The sequence below is a fragment of the Nostoc sp. DSM 114167 genome (genome assembly GCF_052692655.1).
The window spans coordinates 2389608-2412002 of sequence record NZ_CP195116.1 but is presented as its reverse complement, the minus strand read 5'-3'; the positions used below and the strand labels follow the sequence as shown (position 1 = coordinate 2412002).

Genomic DNA, 22395 nt, shown 5'->3' with positions numbered 1-22395 from the left:
ATGAGAATTTTCCAATGGATATAGTCAGAGAACTGCGCCAGTTAGGCTATTATGTCCTAACTTCCTATGAAGCAAGCTATTAAAACACTAAAATAAAAGCACATATCAATAAATTATATCGCCCTAACTATGACAACCGTAATCGCTAGACCTTCATCCTTGATTGGCAGTATCAGAATAGAAAAGCTGGATAAATTTAATCTGTTCAAATTTAATGATGAACTGCAAGCACGGATGGAAGAACTTTTAGAACGCAAAAAAGCTGATTTACTAACTCCAGAAGAAGTTATCGAACTTGAAGAAATTGGAGAACTAGATAGAATTTTTACCCATATTAATGCGATGCTGGTAGCTCAAAAAGATGATTGATGATGCTACTAAAGAAATTGTCCGAAAACGCGCCAATTATTTGTGCGAGTATTGCCATTCTCCAGAACGCATTTCTACAACAAGATTTACAGTAGACCATTTGATACCAAAGTCTATTGGTGGTGATGATGAAATTAATAATTTAGCCTTGGCTTGTCGCCGTTGTAACGAACGTCGCTACAACTTTATCGCGGGATATGACTCAGAGACTCAAGCAGTAGTACCCCTCTTTAATCCTCGTCAACAAATTTGGTCAGAGCATTTTCTCTGGTCAGCAGATGGTAGGACAATTATCGGAATTACACCCACTGGTAGAGCAACCTGCAAGCGACTTGATATGAACGATGAACGCTATCCAGAAGATGACTCAATTCAGAGTGCGCGAGGTTTTTGGTTTCAAGCTGGGTTGCATCCTCCTAGTGAAGATCGCCGAAAAACCTAGTCGCTATAATTCTCTTTAGCTGAAGCGTATTGCTCTTGAACCTACTACTATTTAGCTCTAAACACAAAAATTTTAACTTTAAACGAAAATATTCTCACTTCAAACCACAATGTTCTCGTTTTAAACCAGAACGTTCTCACTTCAAACCGAAAATTTCTCGTTTCAACCCAAAACATTCTCACTTCAAACCGAAAATTTCTCGTTTCAACCCAAAACATTCTCACTTGAAACCGAAATGTTCTCGTTTCAAACGAAAACGTTCTCACTTGGAACTAAAATATTAATGCTCTGAACTCGGAGTGTCTCACTTGAAACTGAAACACCCAAGCTCAGAGCAGCAAGTTTTATGTTTTTAGGTACAAGCGTCGAGTTAATTTCTCGACTTATGAAGTTTGTGGTTGCGCTTTTTTAGCTTTCCGCGCAAATCTTCGCCCTAAATCATCAACCATTGACTCTAAACCCGCGCCTTTACCACTAACTTTGGCATAGTTATATACCATCAAACCCGCCGCATAAGCTTCGCTACCAACAGCCACAGATGTATCATCCACCAGTCCTTGCAGTTGCGTCAACGACAGCATAATGGGGTACAGGGCTTCAAATAGTTCGATATCCTGACGCATTTCATTCAAGTCAAAAGAACGCGGTAAAAAGTCAGGGTTTTGTGTGGCGATTTCTAAAGCTTTACTCACAAACGCCCGACTCTTATCGCCCAGCTTGGGTAAAGCTTTACGTTCCTCGGTTGTCAAATCAATCAAGAACGGTAACTTTTCGCGGATAGTAGTAATAGCTTGCATCACGGCTTCCCTGTCTGCAGAAGAAAGTTTTGCACTGACTTTATTATCTGCCATTTTTCATACACCTTTAATGGTACTAAATTTCAGTATTCCCCAAGTAATTTAGAAAGTAATAGTTATTTATAAGCAATTAACAAAATTTTTTATACCTTTCAACAAGCGATATCTAGCTAATTACCAACCTTGAGCAAATTTCACGATTAGAGTCCAGTGGCATTTCAATACTTTTCGGTTAAGGGGGAAAGGGGAAAGGGAAAGGGTTTGAATTTACCTTTTCCCCTTTGCCCTTTAACCTTTTCCCAGACCAAAAGAGAGATTGTTAGGCTTATCCGAAAAGTATTGAGTGGCATTTTACCCAAGGAAGCCGAACATTTAGAGATAATAGTAGCAAAGGTAATCTTCAAATTTGGCGTTAGCAGAGCGGTGCATGAACACTTCGCAGCTAGTTGTGGAATAACATTAATTTTGAATGCGTGAATACTTCGGCTACGCTCAGTACAAGTTTTGAATTTTGAATTTTTAATATGACTTCTTCTCCCCATTACATCCCTCAATCTGACCCACCGCTTCCTCCTTGGGAAACCCTACCAACAATGTATGATTTACCAAGTGACAACCCAGAGGAACCAGGCTTGCCAGACGATTTCCACTTTTTACAACCCTTACTTTTATACTTAACTTTTCAGCCCATGAACTGGAATCCCGAACTAGTTTACAGTGCGGCTGACCTTAATCTCTATTATGATTTACAGCATCCTTTGTGGTATAAACGCCCAGATTGGTTTGGTGTAGTAGGTGTAGGAAAATTATATAAAGGGTATAAAGGCCAAGACTTGCGGTTAAGTTATGTCACTTGGCAAGAACCAGCAAATCCCTTTGTAGTTGTTGAGTTATTATCTCCAGGTACGGAAGACGAAGATTTAGGCACAAGAAGAGAAAGTGCAGCAGATAAACCTCCTAGCAAATGGGAAGTTTATGAGCGAATTTTGCGGATTCCCTACTATATTGTTTTTAGTCGCTACACTAATGAACTTCGGGCTTTTCAGTTAGTCGGCGGTCACTATGAACCGATGAATTTGACGGAAGGGCGCTTACTAATGCCAGAGATAGATTTAAGTTTAGGCTTATGGCAAGGTTCATTTCGAGATATTGAAAAGTTGTGGTTAAGGTGGTTCACTTTGACAGGAGAATTAATTCCCGCACCCACAGAGGAAGCTGCTGCTGCAACTGAACGAGCTATAATTGCTGAACAAGAAGCTACAGAAGCTAGACAAGAAGCTACAGAAGCGAAACAAGAAGCTACAGAAGCTAGACAAGAAGCTACAGAAGCGAAACAAGAAGCTGCTCAAGCCAAACGAAAAGCTGAACAATTAGCAGAACGTTTGCGTCAGTTAGGCGTGAATCCTGACGAACTAAATGAATTATTGTAGCTTCAGGAGTCTTTTCTGATACGCAGCATCATTTTCTGCTTTTGAGGAATCACTTGTAATGAAAACTTTGATAGCTGATACCGAAGCCGCTATCTGATAATGATATTAGCTCTCAGAAAGATTAATTTTTGAGAGCGATCGCATATTTAGCACTTGAAATACATATAATATTTCTTTCAGCAAGTCTATAGCAACCTCATTTTTTATGAAAAACTATGATGTCACGCTATATCCTTACTGTTCCTCAACCCAGTTTCAATTGGGTAACTATGGGGATAAGGTTCAGCAGCAAATCTCAAAGGCGATGCCCTGAACATTTGCAGATATTACCGCAGACACTGATTATGTTGCAGCGGCTAAAATACTTAAGTATTAGTATTACGATCGAATTACTCAAGTTAAAATCGTCTATTTGGTAACACAAGACCATCAGAAAATTGTAGAAAAGTGTATTTCCTTGGCTTGATAGTGGTGCTAACCTCAATTTAAAGGATGTTATCAGCCCTTATCTGCTAGAGTTTCTGACTTTCAGCAAATTAGATAATTTATCAATAACAAAATCGCTAGGAGTGCGATGATGATGTCACAGTCCCCTATGACAAGACCAGAAATAGCTGCTGGAACTCTAATCGATAACCGCTATATTATCCAAAAACTTCTAGGACAGGGAGGATTGGGACGAACTTACTTAGCATTTGACACTCGTCGGTTTAATGAAGCCTGTGTTCTCAAAGAATTTGCACCCATTGGCACAGGCGAAAGTGGACTGGAACAATATCGGAACTTATTTAAAAGAGAGGCAAAAATTCTTCATCAATTGCAACATCCTCAAATTCCTAAGTTTTTGGCTTGCTTTGAAGGAGATGGTCGGCTATTCCTAGTACAAGAGTATGTTGATGGTAAAACATATTCAAGACTGCTAGGAGAACTGCAACGTCAAGGAAGAAATTTTTCTGAAGACGAAGTTATCCAGTGGCTAAAGAATCTGCTGCCTGTTTTGGAATATGTTCACCAGCACAACATTATCCATCGAGATATTTCTCCAGACAACATCATGTTACCCGATGGCAAGGATCTGCCAGTGCTGATTGATTTCGGGGTAGGCAAGCAAATTGCTGATATTAACGAAGGAAGAAGTTCCAACCACCAGGTAACGTTTGTTGGCAAAATGTCCCTTGTCGGCAAAGTTGGATATGCTCCCCGCGAACAGATTAGTTTGGGTTTATGTTCGCCCTCCAGTGACCTTTATGCTTTGGGTGTAACTGCTATTGTATTACTCACAGCTAGAGATCCATCTTTATTAATGGATCAATACTCACTTGAATGGAACTGGCGTGATTATACCTATGTTACTGATGAGTTTGCTCAAGTGCTTGACTGTATGTTGGAAGATAGACCTAACAAGCGATACCAAACAGCCAGCGAAGTTCTTAGAGATTTAGAACGTATTGGAGAACCAGAAATAGCAATATCTTCTGCATTCATGGTTGATGATTTGCCGGCTACAGTATTTAACCCTGAATTTCAGGCTATGTCAGCCATATCGCAGTCATATAACCAACCTGAAGAAACAATTTTTAATTCACCTACTAGTCCACAAAATGGGCGAAAAATTGAACAACAGCAACAATCTTTACTCCAACCAGCATTTATCAAACATTGCCAGCAAGAATTAGCCTATCACATCGGACCAATGGCAAATCTGATTATAGAAGAAATACTAGCTCACAATCCTTATATTTCAGCTGACCAATTCATTGAACTTGTAACTAAGGAAATTCCTAACTTTCAAGCAGCTTTTGAATTCAAAAAAAGCTTATTTTCATAGAGATATAGACATTATGAAAGTAAGTTGAAGTCAAGAGATTTCATAAAAGTAACAAGGTTTTTTAGCAAAGCTACACGCAAGGTCTTCTACAGAAGTCATTGCATTAGCGTAGCAGTAGATAGTTCACGTACCTTTGCAAAGAAGCAAGCTAAATGTAGCCTCTCGTAGAGAGCATCATTATGAATTATTGTAATCGCCTGTACCTCCTTGAGTACGTTTGATTCTTTTCATTGCCATTTCTAAACTTAACTGCATCCGTTTAAAGGCTCTAGCTAAATTACCGATTTCATCATTAGACATCTGCTCAAATTCAACTTCCATATGTCCCGTACTAACTTCTTCGGCTATACGAGTCATGCGTTTGAGAGGAATTACAACTTGTCGATTCAAGAACAAGTTGACTAATAGGATAGTCGCTATAAATATAGCTGATACAATCAAGATAATTAGTAAAGAAGACTGATTTGCTTTATTAATGACATTCTTGGCGGGTACTGATATAATCTGAGCGCCAACAATTTCATTAAGTTTCCACCCAAATCCATTAGCAGCACCATAAAGACTAATCATACTTTGAGGTGCAGCTTCAGGTACGCTATGACAGGCCAGACAGCTTTGTTCAGACACTGCTAAGGGACGAGCAATATAAAAGATATCCCCACCAGGAATTGAGCGAAATCCACTAACTTCTTTAAGGTCTGATTTATTTCTGAACTGTTCTACAATTTCCGTCTCAAAACCGTCAGCCTTATCCCGAAGATTTGTGGGATTGAGAGTTGCTTCTTTATAAAAGAAATCACGGTAGTCTGTTGTTTTCCGTAAAATTTCAAACACTTCTCGTGCTGAGTATCCAGGAACGGTTTGCGGCAAAAATTCAGTAGCCAATTTATCAACTAGCTCTGGATTTACTTGAGTACTGGTATATTTACGAACAGAACTCATTGTTTGAATGAGCATGAGACCAGTGGAGCTAATATCTTGTTTAGCATTCTCCCTCAGTAGAGAAGAAAGAGTAAATCCACTCAAGCTCAAACCAAATGTCAAAATTACTAGTAGCAGAATTGTAAATTTTTGTTTCAAATTTAAATTCTTTAGCATAATTTTAGATTACCTACAAGTCAAATTATTATGAACAAATATATCTAAAGTTACTGTTTACTCTAGCATGAGCAATCAAGTTTCATATTTTCGTATAAGGGCATAGTTTAGGCAAAACTATGAGGGTATATTCAAACTTTATACTATTAGTAATTATTGAGGTTAATCAAAATGTTATCTAAGTAACTAAGTTCTCAAAAGCTACAACAGCAATTCAAATGGAATTCCTAAAAATTCGTGTTGGCTGTTCTGATACCGTGCCAAAATAAATACCAGCAATTGTCAAATATTACTAATGGTGTGGAATGCAGGAAAGTCTTTATTCGGGGGACGCTACATTATTGAAAGCCAACTAGGTGAAGGCGGAATTGGCATTACTTATCTTGCCAGAAATCAACGAAATCAACAGCGAGTGATTAAAACCCTCAAAGAAGAAATCCTGAATCACCCCGCCTGGATACTCCACCGAAACAAGTTAAGGCAAGACTTTCGTGATGAAGCAGTTCGGCTGGCTGTGTGCCACCACCCTCATATAGTACAGATAGAAACCATCTTTGATGAAGGGAATTTGCCCTGCATGGTGATGGATTACATCGAAGGGGAAGACTTAGCACAGCGCTTAAGGCGAACAGGGGTGCTATCAGAAGCAGAAGCACTACTTTACATCCGGCAAATTGGCGATGCTTTAACCCTAATCCATTCTAAAGGACTGTTGCATCGGGATCTCAAACCACGCAACATCATGATCCGCATTGATAAATTAGAAGCAGTGCTGATAGACTTTGGCATCGCTAGAGAATTTATTCCTAATACGATTCAAAGGCATACAGTGTATCGTACTCCTGGTTTTGCTCCACCTGAACAGTATGAATCAGAAGCGCCGCGAGGAGAATACATTGATATTTACGCCCTAGCTGCTACTTTGTATAACTTGCTTACCGCAGTTGTACCAACTAGTGCAGATGATAGACGACACAATATCAATTTAGAACCACCACAATATTTTAATCCCAACATCAGCAACAGGGTAAATCAAGCTATTATGTGCGGCATGGATCTGGAGTCAACGTATCGTCCCCAATCTGTGCAAGAGTGGTTGGATTTATTAGGCTCTGAGACAGAGGGGTATGTAACAAAAACATCATCTACTCTAGTGATAAGCCCTAAGCAGCAACTACCTGTACCTATTGTATTAGATCGGCAGAACTGGAAATGCGTACAGACCCTCAAAGGTCATTCTAGTATGGTTCATGCGATCGCCATTAGCCCAGACGGACAATTTATTGCTAGTGGCAGTAATGACAAGACCATCAAACTTTGGCAAGTGAACACTGGCAAGCTAGTGCGTCAACTGGGTCGTTGGTATTCTAGTCATTCCAGTATGGTTCATTCCGTCGCCTTTAGCCCAATCCCAATCTCTTCAAACCTTTCTTATCAAGGCGAATCCGGCAAATCTGCGGGAGTTGCAGACCTAAATCGGGGAATTTTAGCTAGCGGGAGTTGGGATAATACAATCAAATTGTGGGATGTCAACACGGGTAAAGAAATTCGTACTCTCACTGGTCATGCTAATTGGGTAAATTCCGTTACTTTTAGTCCAGATGGCAAGTTTTTGGCTAGTGGCAGCGCTGACTGCACAATCAAACTGTGGCAGGTAAACACAGGCATAGAAATCCAAACTTTCACAGGTCATTCCGACCCAGTTTCGTCAGTCGCCTACTCTCCGAGAACGTTTACAACCAATAGCCAGGATAGACAACTGGTGGCTAGTGGCAGTAATGATTACACAATTAAATTGTGGCAAGTATATACAGGCAGGAACATTTACACATTCACAGGCCATTCTTTCTTTGTCAACTGTATTGCCTTCAGCAAAAATGGGGAAATTATCGCCAGTGGCAGTGGTGACAACACGATTAAACTCTGGCATATAAATACAGGCAGAGAAATTCGTACTCTCATTGGTCATTCTGATTCAGTTTGGTCAGTCGCCTTTAGCCAGGATGGACAATTTCTGGCTAGTGGCAGTTGGGATAACACAATCAAACTGTGGCACATACACAGTGGCAGAGAAATCAGCACACTTACAGGGCATTCTAACTATGTTAGATGTGTCGCCTTCAGTCCCGATGGCCAAACCCTAGTTAGCGGTAGTGATGACGATACGATTAAAATTTGGCGAAGGGGTAGTAAATAATTCGTAATTTTTCTATAAATCTACAGATAGAACTGCGATCGCCCCAAATTTGTGACAATAATGACGGCAACCGTTATTTTTGAACAAAAATAAATTATATGGGCTTTGGTATTGGTGATTTATTCTGGATCTTTCTCCTTCTGACTTCTTTGCAACCCCTTTGGCAAAAACGTCAAATTGAATATCGGCGCTTGCGTGCTTTGCAAGAATTTCAGCAGGAACGCAAAAGTCGGGTGATTTTACTGATTCACCGTCAAGAGTCCATTAGCTTTTTGGGAATTCCCCTATCTCGCTACATTACTATCGAAGACTCAGAACAAATATTGCGAGCAATTCGCCTCACACCCCCAGAAGTGCCGATTGACTTAATTTTGCACACTCCTGGTGGTTTAGTTTTGGCTACGGAACAAATCGCCAGAGCATTAATTCGCCACCAAGCAAAAGTCACAGTTTTTGTACCTCACTATGCTATGAGTGGCGGTACAATGCTTGCCCTCGCCTCTGATGAAATTATTATGGATGCTAACGCTGTCTTGGGTCCAGTTGATCCCCAATTGGGTAATTACCCCGCAGCCAGTATCTTGAAAGTGGTTGAAGATAAACCCATCAGTGAGATTGATGACCAAACCCTAATTATGGCCGACCTATCACGCAAAGCAATTGGGCAGGTACAGCGGTTTGTACGAACTTTGCTAAAAGACAGTATACCTAAGCAAAAAGTTTTGCCAGAAAATATCGAACCGATTATTGAAGCCTTGACAACTGGACGCGTCACCCATGACTATCCCATCACTATTGAAGAAGCAACAGAAATGGGGCTGCCCGTAACCGTCGGACTGCCCCATTCTATTTATGATCTCATGGATCTGTACCCACAGCCACAAGGAGGACGACCCAGCGTGCAGTATATTCCTATGCCTTACAATGACCGCCGTCCAATTCTACCTACACCAAAGGGCAGACCCTTAGAAGAACCAAATCAGATCGCTTGAGCGGCTTTGGGGTAGGAGTTTTTTCTGGCAACTAGGGTGTCGCTGTTGGTGTCGCTGTTGGTGTCGCTGTTGGCGTAGCTGTCGGTGTCGCTGTCGGTGTCGCTGTCGGTGTCGCTGTTGGTGTCGCTGTCGGTGTCGCTGTTGGCGTAGCCGTTGGCGTAGCCGTTGGCGTAGCCGTTGGTGTCGCTGTCGGTGTTGCTCTCGGTGTTGCTCTTGGTGTTGGTTTAGTTGTCGGTTTAGTTGTTGGTTTAGTTGTCGGCTGGCTGAAGAGTGTCTTTGCTTCTTCATTCAGCTTTTGGCGGAGTGCTAAATTAGCAATTCCAGTTTCTTGCAACTGATATTTCTTCTGATACTCCTTCACCACTTCTTCCGTGCGGGAACCATAAAAATGATCGCGCGGTAGGGGAGGATTTGGCTTCACCACTGCATTTAAATTTATGTGCAAAATTTGAACGATGTTAGCAGCGAAATTTTGGGTTTTTGGCCCTGCGATGCCATCAACTGGTTTTAGCTTATAACCAGTCTGAAATTCTCGAATTGCCTTTTTAGTTTCCTCGTCTGTCAAAGCGGTGTTTGTTACCTTGACGTTATAGCCTAATCCCCGCAATACTTCACGGAATTGCTGGGGCGTATAACTTTTTTGAGGGGCTGCAAAACCTGTGTCTGCAATTACCAAACTAGCAGTCATCAGGCAAGTAACAGCAAAGGTTGCGCTTGATTTTCCAAACCCACACCACATACTTAAAAACTCCTTTGGGTCAAATCAGCAGGATCATAAACGTTAACAGCTGCATTTTAAGTTTGTTTAATAACTTTTTTCACGATTATTTAATGAATTTTGAACAAATTGTGATTTTTTTTTGTTAAATTTAGCTAGATGTTTAAACAACAATTTCTGTCATCCATCAAAAGAAGTATCTTGTATTAGCAAAGATACAGTGGTTATCATTTGAAGCGAATATACCCACCCTTTTAACCCAAAACTGCGTTAGAAAATCACATCTGTGCATTAGACTTCTTGGCATTTGTCGGGAAAAGGGGAAAGTGGGGCCCCAAGAAGGGGATAAGGGGCGAGGGGAAGGGGAAAAGGTTCTGCAAAAGTCCCCTTCCCCTTTACCCCAAACCCAATTCCCCACAAATGCCAAGAAGTCTAGTCTCTTTACCTGTGGCTGTGCTGCAATGAGGAGGATTTTCAGCCTATGACTGGAAAAGAGGTTTTAAAGGAGTTTTGTTTTGGGCTGAAGTTGATACCCATGACAGATGTGTACTTCTACTGGGGTCTACTCGACTGGAAATTGCTGTAATTGGTTAGAAAGAGCAAAAAATTAATAAATGAAAAAATTTATGTTTTAAATACCTCAACAAGTATCATATATTACAAGAAATGAAAAATATAAAATCTTATAAGCAGCGTAATCTTTGGTTTGAAAGATTTATGGCAATTGCTGCGACAGTAAATTTAGGTTTAGTGTTGTTTGATTTAAGTTACGTACCTTGGCGAGATATCTACTTGCGAAAACTTCCTCAAATTACTAAGATTTATGACCCAATTAAAGGTATTGAAAGTCATCGAGACACAAAAAGTTATCTAGAAACAGTAGACGCATTAGAGGAACAAGTTAGGCAAACAGGGTTACAGTCGCCTCAGGTAAATAGCAGGTTAATACAAATAAGTCGTCTTAGTAGCGAGATGATTGACAGTAATCCGTTTGCAGGAGCGAATAAGAGTGGGACGCTGGAGAAAATCAAACAAAGGATGCGATCGCACATCGGTAAAGAATCTGCAAAACAATCCTTTGCTACTTTTTGGAGTCAGCCATACTTATCACAAAATGACTGGCTTGAAGAAATTAATTTTTTTAACAAAAGCATTCGCCCTTTGATCGCCAGTAACTACTACCGCCAAATCGGGGAAAATGGCGATTTTATTGATAAATTCTGGCTTATTGACTTACCTTTTCTGATTTTATTTGGCGTAGAATTGCTGGGGCGCACCTTCTGGCTCAGACGCCAACATCCCGGTTTTAGCTGGTTAGAAGCACTATTGTGGCGTTGGTACGATTTATTTTTACTACTGCCATTTTGGCGAGGGTTGCGAATCATACCTGTATTAATTCGCCTCGATCAAGCGCAGTTATTGAATCTGCATCCAGTGCGAAAGCAACTTAATCAGGGGATTGTTGCCAATTTTGCCGAAGAACTGACAGAAATTGTCGTGGTGAGGGTGATTAATCAGGTTCAGGGTTCAATTCAGCGGGGTGAGTTAACAAACTGGCTCTCGCAACAAGAAAATTTACGTCCCTACATAGATATTAATAATGTGAATGAAGTGGAAGCGATCGCAGGTCTTTTGGTAAAAACAATTGTCTACCAAGTGCTACCTGATATCCAACCTGCGATCGTTGCCATTCTGCGCCACAACATCGAAACCGTTTTCCATCAAGTCCCTGTCTACCGCAACCTCCAGAACTTCCCTGGCGTGGGACAGGCTCAAAACCAGTTAAGCGAACAACTGGCGACTCAAATCACAACTAATCTTTACAAAACTTTAGTTAGCGCTGTTGAAGACCCTGTAGGAGCACAACTCACCAGTCAATTACTAGAAAGCTTCACCAAGGTCTTAGGATCTCAAATCAAGGAAAAACATGTACTCTCAGAAATTCAGAGTTTACTTTTTGACTTCTTAGAGGAAATCAAACTCAACTACGTCCAGCGTTTATCCCAAGAAGACATAGACCAAATTATCGAGCAAACCCGGCAGCTAAGAACACAAGTATCAGTTCCGGTGGTAGTGGATAAAGGTGCTACTCTCCCAAAAATACGGGAAGGGTAGGGAGAGCAGAGGGGCAGGGGAGAAATCAATTCAAAATTCACGCATTCAAAATTCAAGAACTTCTGCCTTCTGCCTTCTGCCTCCTCTTTTCCAATAGACTTCTTGCAGAAGTAGGGAAAAGGGAAAAGGAATAAAAAACCTTTCCCCTTTAACCTTTCCCCTTTTCCCGCAAGAGTGCAAAAGTTACTTTTGCAAGAGGTCTAATGCCCAATCCCCAATACACGACTATAAAAGAAATGCGCTAAACTCGAATTAGGCGAATCATAATTTGGTTCGTCACAAGACTTCTTGGAAGATATACCTATCGCAGGAAGTGGGTCGATGCCCACTTTTTTTATTGAATTCTCTCATGGCTCATCCTTTAGTTCCACAAATTATTGATTTGGCGACACCAGTTGCAGAAGAACTGGGATTGGAAGTGGTTGGCGTGGTTTTTCATACTAACCAAAGTCCACCAGTGTTGCGGGTAGACATTCGCAATCCTGAGCAAGACACTGGGTTGAACGATTGTGAGAGGATGAGCCGTGCTTTAGAAGCCTCCTTAGATGCTGCGGAAATCGTTCCAGATACATACGTCTTGGAAGTGTCTAGTCCTGGTATTTCGCGGCAATTGGTAACAGACAGGGAGTTTATTTCCTTTAAAGGATTTCCTGTTATTATCTCCACAACGCCACCCTACGACGGACAACAAGAGTGGATTGGTCAGTTGATTCGTCGGGATGAGACAGCACTTTATTTAAATCAAAAAGGTCGTGTAGTCGAAATTCCCCGCTCCCTAATTACTAAGGTGCAGTTAGAGGAGCGCCGATAAACAAGTTACTAAGGCTAGAGGCTAGAGACTAGGTATTGGAGGGGCACAGGAGCAGAGGAGCAGAAAAGCAAGGCAGACAAGGTGACAAGGTGACAAGAGGTGAGAACTTGCAACAAGTTTTTCCCCTTGCCCCCAATTCTCCTTGTCCTCTTCCCAATGCCCGATGTCCAACGCTCAATGTCCAACGCCCAGTCTCTAGTTCCTAATTTTTAAAGGAGATTGCTTATGTCAATGGTTACTTTATCTGGATTAAAAGAATTAATTGAAAGTATAAGTCGCGAACGGAATTTACCCCGGCTTGCGGTTCAATCAGCTATAAGAGAAGCACTACTTAAAGGCTATGAACGTTATCGCCGCGCCCAAAATTTAGAGCGCAAACAGTTTGACGAAGATTATTTTGAAAATTTTGAAGTAGAACTCGATATTGAAGGAGAAGGATTTCGCGTTCTTTCTACCAAAACCATTGTTGAAGAAGTAGATAATACAGATCACCAAATTTCTCTAGACGAAGTTCAACAAGTCGCTCCCGAAGCGCAGTTAGGGGACTCTGTAGTGCTGGATGTTACCCCCGACCAAGGAGAATTTGGTCGGATGGCGGCAATGCAAACTAAGCAAGTATTGGCGCAAAAATTACGGGATCAACAGCGCCAGATGGTGCAAGAAGAGTTCCAAGATTTAGAAGGAACTGTTCTCCAAGCAAGAGTTCTGCGGTTTGAACGGCAATCAGTGGTTCTAGCAGTTAGCAGCGGCTTTGGTCAGCCAGAAGTAGAAGCTGAATTACCGAAACGGGAACAGTTGCCCAACGATAATTATCGGGCAAATGCCACCTTCAAGGTATATCTGAAAAAAGTCTCCCAAGGTCAGCAACGAGGGCCACAGTTGCTTGTGTCTCGTGCTGATGCTGGTTTGGTAGTTTATCTTTTCGCCAATGAAGTCCCAGAAATTGAAGATGAAGTGGTACGGATTGTTGCCGTAGCTAGGGAGGCAAACCCCCCTTCCCGTTATGTCGGCCCCCGGACTAAAATAGCAGTAGATACTCTCGATCGCGATGTAGACCCAGTAGGCGCTTGTATTGGAGCTAGGGGATCGCGAATTCAAGTGGTAGTCAACGAATTACGCGGTGAAAAAATAGATGTAATTCGCTGGTCGCCAGACCCAGCAACATACATTGCTAATGCCTTAAGTCCAGCACGGGTAGATGAAGTACGCTTGATGGACCCAGAATCACGGCAAACTCACGTACTTGTAGCTGAAGATCAATTGAGTTTGGCTATTGGGAAAGAAGGACAAAACGTCCGTTTGGCAGCCCGTCTGACTGGTTGGAAAATAGACATTAAAGACAAAGCTAAGTATGACTATGCAGCAGAGGATACCAAATTTGCAGCCGTCAGAACAAAATATCAATCAGAGGAATCAGAAGACGACCCGGACTTTGAAGAAGAATTCGAGGATGAAAATCAGAACGAATTAGAAGAGGAAGATAGTTTTGACAATAACGATGATGAATAATTGATTAATTTTGTAAAGTTTTGATAGTGTAAGATTGTAGTCTTAGTCTCAAAAGCTACTTGGTATAAGTAAAAAATAGTAATAATAAACTTATTTTTACTTCCATTATCCTGGACTGAGATGGCAAAGAACCGATGAAACCAAATTATCGGCGCTGTATTAGCTGCCGGAAAGTAAGCTCAAAAGATCAGTTTTGGCGGATTGTCCGCGTCTTTCCATCGGGAAAGGTACAATTGGATCAGGGCATGGGGCGTTCTGCCTATATTTGTCCAGAAACGAGTTGCTTACAAGCGGCTCAAAAAAAAAATCGACTAGGGCGATCGCTACATGCATCAGTGCCAGAAGCGCTGTACCAAAGCTTGTCGCAACGTCTAGCCCGCAGTAATACCCAAAACCAAATTTAGTTGGAACAACTTTGTGACGTAATCATTAGAGGAATTGTGTCGAAAGCCGAGGTCGCGCTTTCATCACACTCCCTATCGATCGTTAAGGTTAGTGCCAAAATAGTAAATGGGTGTAAAAGGCATTCGGCCCTCTAATAACGAGGGGCGAGGCAACATTCCCAGAACAAAATGTAATCGATTGTGTTGTGGAAGACTCAGAATCAACAAAACAAGAAACTACAAAATGGCAACCTGGTAGCGCTCAGGCGCAGTTCGGCGTCAAGGGTTCCTATAAAAATCTTTTATTTAAGAAATTTTTATGGGTATCCCTCAACCATCATTCCTGGTGGGGATGCCATTATTAAACCGAAACATCTCTCTTTCCTGATTGGAGGCACCGGCAAAAACTGAACGGCAGTCTAAAAACAGTAATCCAAGGATGGAGATGTCGCAAACCAGGCAACCATCCGCTAAAACTGTAAATTAAAGGGGAAGAGTGGATGAACAACGGCAAAGTTAGAATTTATGAATTATCAAAGGAATTGAATTTGGATAACAAAGAGCTACTAGCAATTTGCGACCAGCTCGATATTGCGGTCAAAAGTCATAGCAGCACGATTTCAGAATCCGAGGCAGAAAGCATCCGGGCGGCAGCAGAAAAGCTAGCAGCCACGAATGTGTCAGCCAAAAAGGAACTAGGTACAACCAGCCATAAACCAAATTCACCACCCAACGGCGGACGTAACCGACCTGCTGCACCCCACAAACAGCAAATTTTGGAAATACGCAAACCCAAAATATTGAGAAATACTACTCCCAACGCCCCAGAGGCGTCACTTGCTAACAATACCCAAGCTGCCTTGTCTGAAGCTAATCCTCCCTCTCCGCCACGGCCTTTCGCTACACCAGTCTCACCCCAAAAACCGGCAGCACCAACTCGACCTGTGCCCCGGACTCAATCTGAGACTCAAGAGCAACCTTCGATCGCTAACTTGGAACAAACGCCTAATCCAAGTCCGGCACCGGAAAAAATAGCATCCCAAAAACCGGAAAAAATAGTTCCACCTAGACCAAAATCGGAAAAACCGATCAAACCACAACTAGTTGCTCCTCCAGCCAGACCTGCGGCAGAAGAAGCCCAGATGGTAGATGAGCCGCCAGTATCTCAGGCAGATAAACCGATCCTCAAGCGCGACCAACGGCAACGACCCACAGAAGGCGATCGCGAACAAATTAAGCCGAGAGTCGCTAAACTGCCAACAGACCAGTCTCCACCAAGTGCGCCACAAAGGGCAAGTCGTCCCACCCCTGCACCCAGCAGACCAGAGCAGAGAGCTAATAGACCATCTGCTCCATCACAACTGGGAGAGGGGCAACGACCCAGACCGGCACGTCCAAGTGAAGCAGTAGCAGCCGCAATGCCGATCGCTACTCCCCCCAGGCAGATGTCAGGCATAGCGAGCAAATCTCAAGGATTGGGTGATGAACCAGTCACACCCGATCTCCTCGATTTGAAACGCCCAAGTCCACCTCGACCGACCAAAGGCGGCAAAAAGTGGGTAGAAGAGGAAATAATTGACGAAGTTAAAGAGAAGTCAAAAGCTGGCGTCAAAGGTAAGCGAATCAAGCCGATACTGGATGATGAGTTTGAAGAAGATTTGCTGGATGATGACGATATCGACTCACCAGCCACAGTCCAAGTCAGCCTTTCTATCGCTCGTCCTCCCAAACCGAAAGCGACTCGACCTGTACAGATACCAGGTGCAACCCTTGCTAGCGCCCCAACTGCAAGAGCCAAAAAGTCTGGTTCTAGGTCTGGTTCCAAGTCTGGTTCTGGACGCGACAATCACCAAAACCGTCGCCAAGAAGGCGAGACAAAGCGCGAACGCCCCGAAAAAGTGACGATCACAGGGCCGTTGACTGTGCAAGAACTGGCTGACGTATTAGCCGTTCCCGATACAGAGATTGTGAAAATCCTGTTCCTTAAAGGTATGGCGGTGAGTATCACTCAAAATCTGGATATTCCGACAATTACCCTGGTAGGAAAAGAACTAGAAATAGAAGTCGAAACCGCCGAACGAGAAGCAGAAGCTCGGAAAATTACGGAAATGGTCGGTGCAGAAGACCTAGAACATCTCCACCGCCGTCCGCCTGTCGTGACAATCATGGGTCACGTAGACCACGGAAAAACAACCCTGCTCGACTCAATTCGCAAAACCAAAGTGGCTGCTGGCGAAGCTGGTGGGATCACTCAACACATTGGTGCATACCATGTGGATGTAGTACATGAGGGCAAACCACAGCAGATAGTCTTCCTGGATACTCCTGGTCACGAAGCCTTTACAGCAATGCGGGCCAGAGGAGCGCGGGTAACAGACATTGCCGTGTTGGTAGTAGCTGCCGATGATGGTGTCCGTCCTCAAACCATTGAAGCCATTAGCCACGCCCAAGCTGCGGGAGTGCCAATTGTTGTTGCAATTAACAAAATTGACAAAGAAGGGGCACAGCCAGAACGCGTTAAACAAGAACTCACTCAGTATGGTCTGACCTCAGAAGACTGGGGTGGTGATACGATCATGGTTCCCGTGAGCGCCATCAGAGGCGAAAACCTGGATACGCTCTTAGAGATGATTCTCTTAGTAGCAGAGGTTGCAGAACTATCTGCCAACCCAGATCGTACCGCCAAAGGAACTGTGATTGAAGCACATCTGGATAAAGCTAAGGGAGCAGTTGCTACATTGCTAATTCAGAATGGTACCCTGCATGTGGGAGATATCTTGGTAGCTGGCTCGGCTTTCGGTAAAGTTCGGGCAATGGTAGATGACAGAGGCAAGAGAGTAGAGATTGCTTCTCCTTCATTTGCCGTCGAGGTACTAGGTTTAAGTGATGTGCCAGCAGCCGGCGACGAGTTCGAGGTCTTCGAGAACGAAAAAGAAGCCAGAACGCTTGCTAGCGATCGCGCCGACAGACAACGCCTATCCCGTTTGTTACAGGGTCGTGTTACCCTGACAACGCTCTCGGCTCAAGCACAAGAAGGCGAGTTGAAAGAACTCAACTTGATCTTGAAAGGAGATGTACAAGGTTCGGTAGAAGCCATTGTGGGAGCGCTCAAGCAAATCCCGCAAAACGAAGTCCAAATTCGGATGTTGTTGGCTACTGCTGGAGAAATCACCGAAACAGATATCGACTTAGCAGCTGCCAGTAACGCTGTAATTATCGGCTTCAACACCACCTTTGCCAGTGGTGCTAGACAAGCCGCCGATGAAGCAGGTGTTGATGTCCGGGAATACAACGTGATTTACAAACTCCTAGAAGATATCCAAGATGCCTTGGAAGGTCTTTTGGAGCCAGAGTTGGTGGAAGAACCCTTGGGTCAAACCGAAGTCCGTGCCGTCTTCCCAGTCGGTCGTGGTGCGGTTGCCGGTTGCTACGTTCAATCTGGCAAGCTAGTTCGTAACTGCAAAGTCAGGGTGCGACGCGGCGGTAAGGTGATCTATGAAGGCGTTCTTGACTCCCTAAAACGGATGAAAGAAGATGCTCGTGAGGTCAACGCCGGTTATGAATGCGGTGTTGGTATCGATAAATTCAATGATTGGGTTGATGGTGATATCATCGAAGCCTATCAGATGGTTACGAAGCGCCGCACTCTTACCTTAACGAGATAGTGTTCAGGGTAAAATGGTTAGAAGTTAGGAGTAATAAATTAAGAGTTAGGAGTTAAAGACTGCTAATTCCCAACTCCTAACTCTTAACTCATAACTTTTTAAAATATGCATTCATTTCGCTCTGAACCTATTTTGTGGATTCACGTCGCTGGATTAGCGACGTTGCCTGTTTTTTTAGTACTCTGCTTATTGTTCTTGTCTGTAGGCGAGCCATTTTTACCAGTTTGGATGGAGCTATTCTTAGTTGCCGCTATTGGTGTTCTCCCCCTGCTATGGATGCAGTTGCGTCGCCCCTTTTATATATTTGCTCTTTTAGGAATAGCCCAAAAACCAGAAAATCTGACTGAGCGGCAGCGAAAAATTCTCTGTTTAATTAATACAAAGGTAAATCGGATTCTGGCATTGGTGGCAGCAGCCTTGTCGGTTTTGATACTGTGGTATCTTTACCAAATTGCCCCATTAGTAGCAGATTCAGCTAAATTTCTCCCACAATGGCGCAGTCTTGCACTAGTGCTGGCGGGATTAGCATTTTTGGGTGGCAATCTATTTTTACAAGTACCTGTGAGTGTAATGCGAGTTTTGGTGACGAATGACACAGAATTTGCTGGCATAGAACCATTATCTTTAGAAAAGATTAAGCAAGATTTCACAATTTTAGGGGTGCGAGTTAATCAAATCGTGCCTCGATTATTACAATCCTTGTTTAAGATAAATACAGATTCGTAGCAGCCCGTAAAGTATATTATTTAACTTTAAAGGGCTACAAATAAGTATCAGAAGAATCAGAAGATGCAGGGGTGCAGCACTTCTCTACGAGACGCTGCGCGTAGCTTGCTTCCCCGGAGAGGTACGGCTACGCTCAGTGAACGAGGAGCGGGGAGATGAGGGAGTGAGGGGACAAGGAGATAAACAAAACTCTTAACTCTTAACTCAGCACTGGCTCAACGCCGAGCTGACGCTAACAGCACTCCTAACGCCCAATGCCCCATTACCAATATCCAGTTACCGTTGAAGAAAAACAAAGGAATGAGGAACTATGGCTCAAATTCCAGCTTCTAGCGATCGCCAATTTTCTGCCGATACTGAAATTTGGTATAGCCTCAAATGTGCGATCTCCACTAGTTCCGGTTTTCAACGCTGGCAACTAGAACGCGATGCTCAATTAGAGGGAATTCGCTTAGAACATCAGGTACAACGGTATTTAAGAGAAACTTTAGAAACTTTAGCTTACTAAAGACCAAATAAATCTTGTAGGTTTGTTTGCAAACGACGGAGTTGACGGTATGCACCCTGCAGGCGATCGCCATCAACTTCCACTTCATTTGTGGGATAATTCTTAATAATTTCAATCAGCGACACTTGCCCGTCTTGATTCGCAGCAAGTACCAAAGCGGCTCGTAAAGCTTGCCGATTTGCTCTTTGAGACGGTGTAGAAATAACTTGACTAACTCGATCCAAAATAATATTACCAATCTGGCTATTGAGCACTTTATCTAAAAATTCAGAGTTTACCTTTATTGGCTGTGTTAAATACTGACGAATGGCTTTGGGGTCTTGTCGCGCCAAAGCTACATTAACTTTTAGTAAACCTGAGAGTTCACCTGTTTGGGCAAAGGTAGATATATCCTCTACAGAAAGTGATTCACGGAAAATACCATACTTCAGCACTACTCGTTCTGCCGCAAAGGCAGCAGGAGTGGACAAAAACAGAAGACAGATAATGCTTACTAAAACTAAGACGCGATGCAGCCATAAAAAATTAAAATGCATTTCTCTCGATTTCCAATAAGTTTGCTTTTTTTGTGATGATATTCCAGCAGAATTAGTTGCAGCATCTAGCTTTAGAGAATACTAAAAATCGCCTCATCTTCATAGTGCCCCTCAGAAAATGTTCTGAATAACCCAATATAACTAATGTATAAGTTCTGTAACCTCTCTAGTAGATTTAGCTGAATCAGTGCTAATCATCCAGTATAGTTTTGCATGGGTTTTAGAGCAGCTACAACGTTGTTATCTTTAACCTTGTTCGACATACCGTAATTCAGCACATCACAGACTCAAAAAATGAAATATCGGGGTTCTTACATTACTTTTGCGAAAAATTTTCGCCTTCTTTCCAGCAGTCATCTGAGATACACGTTGCGCGTAGGAGCCGGGCTAACGGCAATACTTGTTGTTTCTAGTGGATCGATACTACTATCTAGTGAGGTTAATGCTGGTGCGACTCATCCAGAAAATATCGCCCCAACTCGCACAGCCCAAGCTCCTGCAACTGCCGCAGCGATTTACGTTAATCCAGCAACTGGTGCAGATAGGGCTGGTGCTGGTGCCACCTCGGCAGCACCCTACAAAAGCATAAGTTTCGCTCTCAGTCAAGCCCAAGCAGGTGCAGTTATTCAATTAGCACCTGGTAACTATAACCAAGAAAGTGGTGAAACCTTCCCGCTTTTACTTAAACCAGGGGTGACACTGCGGGGTGATGAAGCTACTAAAGGTCAGGCGATATTGATTACAGGTGGAGGCTTCTACACTAGTCGCACTTTTGCCAGACAAGACATTACCATCCTGGCCGAGCAAGATACCACGATCGCTGGTGTCACCGTCACCAACCCAAATAGCCGGGGTACGGCTGTGTGGGTGGAGTCAACTAATCCGACTATCAAAAACAGTACTTTTACTAACAGTGTCAGAGAAGGTGTTTTTGTCACGGGTACAGGCAATCCCAAAATTGAAAGTAACCTCTTTGTACAAAACAAAGGCAATGGGATTTCAATTGCTAAAGCTGCTCAAGGAGAAATTCGGAGTAACTTATTTCAGGATACTGGTTTTGGTCTGGCGATCGGTGGCACTTCCACACCTCTAGTTGTAGAAAACCAAATTATCGAAAACCAAGACGGTCTTTTTATCTCAGAGTCAGCGAAGCCCGTATTGCGTAAAAATGTCATTCAAAATAATAAGCGGGATGGAGTAGTAGCAACTGTCAACGCTTCACCCGACCTTGGCACCAACGAAAATCCTGGTGGCAATCTTATTCGCAATAACACTCGTTATGATGTGAACAACGCCACTAAAACCAGTAAAATTGTCGCTGTTGGCAACGATATCGATCAGAAAAAGATTTTTGGCTCTGTAGATTTTGTTGCCGCCAGTGTTGATGTACCGCCTGGAGGGGCTGTTGCCTTTAAAGATGTACCAGCAAATTACTGGGCAAAAAGCTACATCGAAGCTTTAGCTTCTCAAAATATTATTGCTGGTTTTCCTGATGGCAGCTTTAAACCCAATGAACCTGTAACCCGCGCTCAATTCGCCACTATTGTCACTAAAGCCCTAACGCCAGCAGTTAAACGCCCAGCAATTAAATTTAAGGATGTAGCAAGCAATTTCTGGGCTTACGCTGCCATTCAATCTGCTTACCAGAGTCAATTTGTTTCTGGTTATCCCGATGGCACTTTTAAGCCACAGCAGCAAATTCCTAGAGTGCAAGCGTTAGTCGCTTTAGCTAATGGTTTGGGCTTAACTGCAAGTAATCAAAATGTCGTTTCCTTTTACACTGATGCTGCTCAGATTCCTAATTATGCGATCGCACCAGTTGCCGCCGCAACTGCACGACAACTAGTAATCAACTATCCTACAGCCAAGCAACTCAATCCTAATCGTGAAGCGACTAGAGCCGAAGTTGCTGCTTTTGTTTATCAGGCACTTGTCAATGCTGGACGTGCCCAACCAATTCCTTCATCTTATTTGGTAACAGTTCAGTAAATGTCTAGTTAGCAAATTGGAAGCGCCAGACTAATAAATTATCAGTCTGGCGCTTTCAATATAGTGGTTTTTTAATTTTAGGGTTTTTGAATCATAAAATTTGGGGTCTTTAAATATAGCTGACCCCATTTGAATGTGATTGGGTTTATGGTCAGGGTCTTTATATTGGCTGACCCCGTTTCAATGATTTCTATTTTCACAGAAATTTTTGCTTTTTGGGATTTCCTAATAATTTTTTTATTTTTTCTTTCTGGATATTTTAATCTTCATAAAAGCATGAAT

18 protein-coding genes are annotated in these 22395 nt (G+C 42.8%); 14 read left to right on the top strand and 4 right to left on the bottom strand.

The annotated features are described in order from the left end of the window. The first annotated feature begins 129 nt into the window (after positions 1-129). Both NSTC731_RS10330 and NSTC731_RS10325 read left to right on the top strand, forming a co-directional pair. Positions 130-369 (top strand): hypothetical protein, encoded by a 240-nt coding sequence (locus NSTC731_RS10330; protein ID WP_190948550.1) that lies wholly within the window; start codon positions 130-132, stop codon positions 367-369. Next, positions 362-811, top strand: coding sequence for an HNH endonuclease (locus tag NSTC731_RS10325; RefSeq protein WP_445630724.1), 450 nt, complete (start codon positions 362-364; stop codon positions 809-811). The genes NSTC731_RS10330 and NSTC731_RS10325 overlap by 8 nt, the downstream gene beginning before the upstream one ends. A gap of 383 nt (positions 812-1194) precedes the next feature. Here the strand turns inward: NSTC731_RS10325 and NSTC731_RS10320 are convergent, their stop codons facing one another. Continuing rightward, a complete protein-coding gene (locus NSTC731_RS10320; protein WP_445630723.1) occupies positions 1195-1662 on the bottom strand; it encodes a hypothetical protein in 468 nt (155 codons plus the stop codon). Positions 1663-2132: 470 nt separating this feature from the next. Between NSTC731_RS10320 and NSTC731_RS10315 the strand changes: the two genes are divergently transcribed. Both NSTC731_RS10315 and NSTC731_RS10310 read left to right on the top strand, forming a co-directional pair. Next, positions 2133-3038 (top strand): Uma2 family endonuclease, encoded by a 906-nt coding sequence (locus NSTC731_RS10315; protein ID WP_445630722.1) that lies wholly within the window; start codon positions 2133-2135, stop codon positions 3036-3038. Positions 3039-3618: 580 nt separating this feature from the next. After that, positions 3619-4866, top strand: coding sequence for a protein kinase domain-containing protein (locus NSTC731_RS10310; protein WP_445630721.1), 1248 nt, complete (start codon positions 3619-3621; stop codon positions 4864-4866). A gap of 177 nt (positions 4867-5043) precedes the next feature. On the opposite strand, the gene NSTC731_RS10305 is transcribed toward NSTC731_RS10310, so the two are convergent. After that, on the bottom strand, positions 5044-5964 hold the full coding sequence (locus NSTC731_RS10305; protein WP_445630720.1) for a c-type heme family protein: 921 nt from the start codon (positions 5962-5964) through the stop codon (positions 5044-5046). Positions 5965-6259: 295 nt separating this feature from the next. Between NSTC731_RS10305 and NSTC731_RS10300 the strand changes: the two genes are divergently transcribed. Beyond that, entirely contained in the window at positions 6260-8161 is a 1902-nt protein-coding gene (locus tag NSTC731_RS10300) for a protein kinase domain-containing protein (protein WP_445630719.1), read from the top strand. 98 nt (positions 8162-8259) lie between these two features. Continuing rightward, positions 8260-9153 carry an SDH family Clp fold serine proteinase gene (locus tag NSTC731_RS10295; RefSeq protein WP_445630718.1) on the top strand — a complete coding sequence of 298 codons (894 nt, stop codon included), beginning with the start codon at positions 8260-8262 and terminating at the stop codon, positions 9151-9153. A 31-nt stretch (positions 9154-9184) separates the two neighbouring features. On the opposite strand, the gene NSTC731_RS10290 is transcribed toward NSTC731_RS10295, so the two are convergent. After that, complete coding sequence (locus NSTC731_RS10290) at positions 9185-9892, bottom strand: peptidoglycan-binding domain-containing protein (protein ID WP_445630717.1); 708 nt, start codon at positions 9890-9892, stop codon at positions 9185-9187. A gap of 645 nt (positions 9893-10537) precedes the next feature. Between NSTC731_RS10290 and NSTC731_RS10285 the strand changes: the two genes are divergently transcribed. From NSTC731_RS10285 to NSTC731_RS10255, 7 genes are all read left to right on the top strand, one after another. Further along, complete coding sequence (locus tag NSTC731_RS10285) at positions 10538-11986, top strand: hypothetical protein (RefSeq protein ID WP_445630716.1); 1449 nt, start codon at positions 10538-10540, stop codon at positions 11984-11986. Positions 11987-12335: 349 nt separating this feature from the next. Continuing rightward, positions 12336-12797: a ribosome maturation factor RimP gene (gene rimP / locus NSTC731_RS10280; protein WP_322697628.1), complete on the top strand. Its 462-nt coding sequence runs from the start codon at positions 12336-12338 to the stop codon at positions 12795-12797. A gap of 225 nt (positions 12798-13022) precedes the next feature. After that, positions 13023-14306, top strand: coding sequence for a transcription termination factor NusA (nusA, locus tag NSTC731_RS10275; protein ID WP_445630715.1), 1284 nt, complete (start codon positions 13023-13025; stop codon positions 14304-14306). A 134-nt stretch (positions 14307-14440) separates the two neighbouring features. Continuing rightward, on the top strand, positions 14441-14710 hold the full coding sequence (locus NSTC731_RS10270) for a YlxR family protein (protein WP_322669753.1): 270 nt from the start codon (positions 14441-14443) through the stop codon (positions 14708-14710). Positions 14711-15189: 479 nt separating this feature from the next. Then, positions 15190-18354, top strand: coding sequence for a translation initiation factor IF-2 (gene infB, locus NSTC731_RS10265; RefSeq protein ID WP_445630714.1), 3165 nt, complete (start codon positions 15190-15192; stop codon positions 18352-18354). Between the two features lie 105 nt (positions 18355-18459). Beyond that, a complete protein-coding gene (locus NSTC731_RS10260) occupies positions 18460-19080 on the top strand; it encodes a low-complexity tail membrane protein (protein ID WP_445630713.1) in 621 nt (206 codons plus the stop codon). A 310-nt stretch (positions 19081-19390) separates the two neighbouring features. Then, a complete protein-coding gene (locus tag NSTC731_RS10255) occupies positions 19391-19588 on the top strand; it encodes a hypothetical protein (RefSeq protein ID WP_322660560.1) in 198 nt (65 codons plus the stop codon). Here the strand turns inward: NSTC731_RS10255 and NSTC731_RS10250 are convergent. After that, positions 19585-20124 (bottom strand): alpha/beta hydrolase, encoded by a 540-nt coding sequence (locus NSTC731_RS10250; protein WP_445630712.1) that lies wholly within the window; start codon positions 20122-20124, stop codon positions 19585-19587. The genes NSTC731_RS10255 and NSTC731_RS10250 overlap by 4 nt on opposite strands. 294 nt (positions 20125-20418) lie before the next feature. Between NSTC731_RS10250 and NSTC731_RS10245 the strand changes: the two genes are divergently transcribed. Next, complete coding sequence (locus NSTC731_RS10245) at positions 20419-22113, top strand: DUF1565 domain-containing protein (protein ID WP_445630711.1); 1695 nt, start codon at positions 20419-20421, stop codon at positions 22111-22113. Positions 22114-22395 lie beyond the last annotated feature (282 nt).